This window comes from Thermoflexus sp., assembly GCF_025055495.1.
Classification (GTDB): domain Bacteria; phylum Chloroflexota; class Anaerolineae; order Thermoflexales; family Thermoflexaceae; genus Thermoflexus.
This window is the reverse complement of record NZ_JANWXB010000381.1, coordinates 1-2,195: the sequence shown is the minus strand read 5'-3', so window position 1 is coordinate 2,195 and position 2,195 is coordinate 1. Positions and strand designations below refer to the sequence as shown.

Here is a 2,195-nt window from a genome sequence, read left to right as displayed (position 1 = left end):
CGCGCGCGTATTCTGCCTTCGCCCGGCACTATCCCCACCTGACCGCCTCCCTCTTCGATGAAAGCTTTCTTCGAACAGAGGCGGCCCCGCTGCTGGCGCAACTCCTCACCCGTCGAGGCCGCCCTGATCCCGCCGAACTGGCTCGCCGCTGGGCGGCTCACTTGGGCCATCCTAATCCTGAGACCTGGCCGCTTTTGGCCGAGGCCACCCGCGCGGCTGCGGACTTTCTGAAATGGTTGGAGGAAGAATTGGCCCAGCAGCCGGCGCTGCAGCCCCTCTGGGATTCCCGCGCCCTGGAGCGCATCGCCGAAAATCTCGAGGACATCCGCCGCAAGTTGGCGGATTGGCCCCGCGTGATCGCCGAGGCCCAGGGCTACGTCCGGGTCACCGGGAACGTCGACCGCAGCATCCTGGTTACGGGCGACCGGAACATCGTGACCCAGGTCTTCCAGGCCTTCTTCATCGGGGACTACGCATCCCTCTCGGACCTGTATCTGCCCCCCGACCCGGTCTTCCATCGCGTCCGCCTGGAGGAGTTTGTGGGACGGGCATGGCTGGAGGCGGAACTGGATCACTTCCTCAGCCAGCACGAGTGCGGCGCCTGGCTCTTGGTCGGCGAGGCGGGAGTGGGCAAGACAGCTTTCTTAGCCCACCTGGTGAAGGAGCGAGGCTATCTGCACTTCTTCGCCGAGCAGGCGCCAGGGGAGGCCGGGGTGATCCGTGCCCTCCAGAGCATAGCTGCTCAACTGGTAGCCCGCTACCGTCTGGAGCCCTACGCCTCCCGGGATGCCCTCCCGGACCAGGCCGATTACTCGGCTTTCCTGGAACGGTTGCTCCACATGGCCGCCAACCGTCTGACGGCCCGGGAGCGGCTGGTGATTGTGGTCGACGCGCTGGACGAGGCGGGTGTCGGTCCCAACGGCAACGCCCTGGGCCTGCCGAAATCCCTCCCCAAGGGCGTCTATCTGATCCTCTCCCAGCGGCCGGTGTCGGTGCCTCTGCGGGTGGATCCCCATCTGGTCCGAGCGGATCTGCAGGCCGGGGATCGCCACAACTTAGAGGACATCGAGGCCTATCTGCGCGGCGTGGCCCGCGACCCGGCCATCTCTGAGCAGCTACGCGCCCGGAACTGCGCAGAGGAAGACTTCATTCGGATCCTCCGGGAGAAGAGCGCGGGCAACTGGATGTATCTCCGCTACGTGGTTGCGGAGATCTTGAGGAGGAAGCGCCATCCGCTGGACTTAGAACAGCTTCCCATGGGATTGACAGGCTACTACGCCGAGTATTGGCGCCGTTGGCGCCAGAAGCCGGAATGGGACATGGCTTATGCGCCGCTGCTGTCCGTGCTAGCCGCCGCCCGCGAGCCCGTCCCTCTGGAAACCCTTGCGCGTTGGGCCGGCCTGAAAGCGGACTATTCCCTAAAGCGGTTACTAACAGAATCCTGGTCCCCGTTTCTGTATCAGACAAAGGGCCTCCGCTATCGCCTTTACCACGCCAGCCTGCGGGACTTCCTGAGTGGAGAGGTAGCGCTGGAGAACCTCACCCCAGCGGATCGGGGGTTAGTCGAGGAGATGTCCGAGCGAACGCGAGAGGCTCACCGCCAAATCGCTTTGAGCTACATTCAATCGGCGGGAGGGGACTGGCGGCGGCTATCGGAGATCGACGACGGCTACGGCCTGCGCCATCTGGGAGCGCACTTGGCTGCCGCCGGGGAGTGGGAGAAGCTACACAAACTGGTGGCCGAGGGCGACGAGCATCAGCCCTGGGCGGAGGCCCGATATGCAGCGGAAGGGGACTACGGCGGCTACCTGATGGATTTGGAGCTGGCCCGGCGGCATGCTATGAGGGAGGAAGGGAGGCAGGACCCAAGGGCGGTGGGCCGGCAAGTGCGATACGCGTTGATCGAGGCCAGCATTCGTTCTTTAGCTGGAAACATCCCGCCGGAGCTGTTGATCGCGCTGGTCGAGAAGGGGCTGTGGAAGGCCTCCGCCGCGCTGGGCTATGCCCGTCAGGTGCCGGATGAGCGCCATCGCGCTCATGCCCTGACCGCGCTGGCCCCGCATCTCTTTGAGGGCCTGCTGCAGGAGGCGCTGGCGGCGGCGCGGGAGATCCGGGATGAATGGGCCCGCGCTCGGGCGCTGGCTGAGCTGGCCCCGCAGCTATCTGAGGACCTGCTGTGGGAGGCGCTGGCGGCG

The 2,195-nt window shown here is 65.6% G+C and carries 1 protein-coding gene; it reads left to right on the top strand.

Annotated features, from left to right (window positions below; all coding sequences use genetic code 11):
- A partial coding sequence (locus NZM16_RS12275) for an ATP-binding protein (protein WP_295480633.1) occupies positions 1–2,195 on the top strand: 2,195 nt, incomplete at both ends.